At 32.1% G+C, this 3,059-nt stretch carries 1 protein-coding gene; it reads right to left on the bottom strand.

Going from position 1 to position 3,059, the window contains the following annotated elements; translation table 11 throughout:
• Positions 1–233: 233 nt before the first annotated feature.
• Entirely contained in the window at positions 234–2,912 is a 2,679-nt protein-coding gene (gene ppdK, locus QZN45_RS10945) for a pyruvate, phosphate dikinase (RefSeq protein WP_296812945.1), read from the bottom strand.
• Positions 2,913–3,059: the final 147 nt, after the last annotated feature.

Raw genomic sequence — 3,059 nt, 5'->3', positions numbered from 1 at the left:
CCCCAATCCCCAATCCCCAATCCCCATATTATTTTCAAATAATATTTAAATAAATTACAATTATTTATTATTAAAAAATAATTAAATTAATTAAATTAAAAAAAATTAATAACTAAAAAATAATAAAGTAATATATCATAAATATTAATAAAAAACAAAATTATTTATTTTTAATCCGATTAATTGTTTTTTTTAAATAAAACTTAACTTCTTTAAATTAATATTTTATATATTTATTTTTTTTTGTTTTGAACAGCGGCTTGGGCAGCAGCAAGTCTAGCAATTGGAATTCTGAAAGGTGAGCATGAAACATAATCCATTCCAATAGCATCAGCGAATTTGATTGATTTTGGTTCTCCTCCGTGTTCTCCACAAATACCACATCTTAATTCTTTTTGAACTTTTTTACCTTTGCAAATAGCCATTTTGATGAGTTCTCCAACACCTTCTTCATCAATAACAGCAAATGGATCGGAATCAAAAATACCTCTTTCTTTATAGCAATCTCTGAAAGAGAAGTCATCTCTTGAAATACCTAAAGTAGTTTGAGTTAAATCGTTAGTACCGAAAGAGAAGAAATGAGCCAAAGAAGCTAATTCACCGGCTTTAACACAAGCTCTTGGTAATTCAATCATAGTACCGAAGACATATGGGATTTGACAATTATTTTCTTTTTCTAAAGCAGCTTTTTCTTTGTCAAGAATTTCTTTTAAGATTTGTAATTCTTTTTTAGAAACAGATAAAGGAATCATAATTTGAGGATATACTTTGACTCCTTGTTTGGCAACATTCATGGCAGCAGTGAAAATAGCTCTTCCTTGCATTTCAGTGATTTCGGGTCTTGAAATACATAATCTGCAACCTCTGTTACCTAACATAGGATTTAATTCATGTAAAGTAACAATTCTTTTTCTGATTAATTCTTCTGAGACATTGATTTCTTTAGCTAATTCTTGAATATCTTTATCAGTTTTTGGTAAGAATTCATGAAGTGGAGGATCTAATAATCTAATAGTAACTGGATATCCATCCATAATTTTGAATAAAGCTTCGAAGTCACCAGTTTGATAAGGTAATAATTCAGCTAAAGCAGCTTTTTTCTCAGCATCATTATCAGCTAAGATCATTTTTCTAATTGAAACAATTCTTTTTGGGTCAAAGAACATATGTTCAGTTCTTACAAGACCAATACCTTCAGCACCGAAATCTCTAGCTTGTTGAGCATCTTTAGGGGTTTCAGCATTGGCTTCAATATGTAATCTTCTGGTTTCATCAGCCCATTTCATGATAGTTTCAAAATCTCCAGAAATTTGTGGTTCAATAGTTGGAACTTGACCTTCATAGATTTCACCAGTATCTCCACTCATTGAAATCCAATCTCCTTCTTTCAAATCTTTATTACCAAAAGATACAGTTTTTTTTTCGAAATTGATAACCATTTCACCACATCCAGTAATACATGGGGCTCCCATACCTCTTGCAACGACAGCTGCATGACTTGTCATACCTCCTCTACATGTGATAACACCTTTAGCAACATGCATACCAGTAATATCATCAGGTGATGTTTCTTCTCTTAATAAAATAACTGGACCATCTTTAGATTTGTTTTCAGCATCTTCAGCAGTGAAAACAATAGTACCACAGGCAGCACCTGGTGAAGCATTTAAACCTCTGCTAAGGAGTTTCTTTTCAGCTTTAGGATCAATTTGTCTATGTAAAAGTTGGTTGATTCCAACTGGGTCAACTAATAATAAAGCTTGATCTTTATCGATAATTCCTTCATTGTAAAAATCGACAGCAATTTTGACTCCTGCTTTAGCAGTTCTTTTACCATTTCTGCATTGTAAAAGATATAATTTTCCTTCTTGGATGGTGAATTCAATATCTTGCATATCTTTGTTATGTTTTTCTAATTTTTCTCTAACTTCATTAAGTTGTTTATACATTTCTGGCATAGCTTCTTCCATAGATGGTAAGGTTGAACCTTGAGCAGCTTTTCCTGCATTTGAAATTTGTTGTGGGGTTCTTATACCAGCGACAACATCTTCTCCTTGAGCATTAATTAAATATTCTCCAAAGAAAACTTTTTCTCCAGTTGCTGGATTTCTTGTGAAAGCAACTCCAGTGGCTGAAGTATCTCCCATATTACCGAATACCATTGCAACAATGTTAACGGCAGTACCCCAAGTGTGTGGAATATCATTAAGATTTCTATATGTAATTGCTCTTGGGTTGTTCCATGAACCAAAAACAGCATGAATAGCTTGTTTTAATTGTTCTTGAACATCTTGAGGGAATTCATGTCCTTTTTTTTCATTAATTAATTTTTTATATCCATCAATAACTTCTTTAAGATTTTCAGTTGTTAATTCAGTATCAAGTTTGACTCCAACTTTAGTTTTAACTCCTTGTAAAACTTTTTCGAAATCAGCATGAGCAACACCCATAACAATATCTCCGAACATTTGGATGAATCTTCTATATGAATCATAAGCAAATCTTTCATTTCCGGTTTTAGTATGTAAACCAACAACAGTTTTATCATTGAGACCAAGATTAAGAATAGTATCCATCATACCAGGCATTGAAACTCTGGCACCTGATCTGACTGAGACTAATAATGGATCAGATTCATCTCCGAATTTTTTACCAACAATTCCTTCAATGAATTTCATACCATTTTGAATATCTCCATCTAATCTTTTAGGATAAGTTTTATCATGATCATAATAATATGTGCATACTTCAGTAGTAATGGTAAATCCTGGTGGAACTGGGACTCCAATTGAGCACATATCATGTAGACCAACTCCTTTTCCTCCAAGGAGATTTCTCATAGTACGGTTTCCTTCAGCTTTTCCTGCTCCGTAGGTATAGACCCATTTATGGTTTTCATCTTCAAGGCTCATTTCTTTAATATATTTATTAAATTAAAGATATTGTTAAATAATTCAATTTTTATTATTAATTAAAAATTATTTAAAAATTAATTCTAGAATTTTATTAATATTGGGGATTGGGGATTGGGGATTGGGGATTGGGGATTGGGGATTGGG

This window comes from uncultured Methanobrevibacter sp. (assembly GCF_900314695.1).
GTDB lineage: Archaea > Methanobacteriota > Methanobacteria > Methanobacteriales > Methanobacteriaceae > Methanocatella.
Note: the sequence above shows the minus strand (reverse complement) of the source record. Positions and strands in the feature narration are given on the sequence as shown.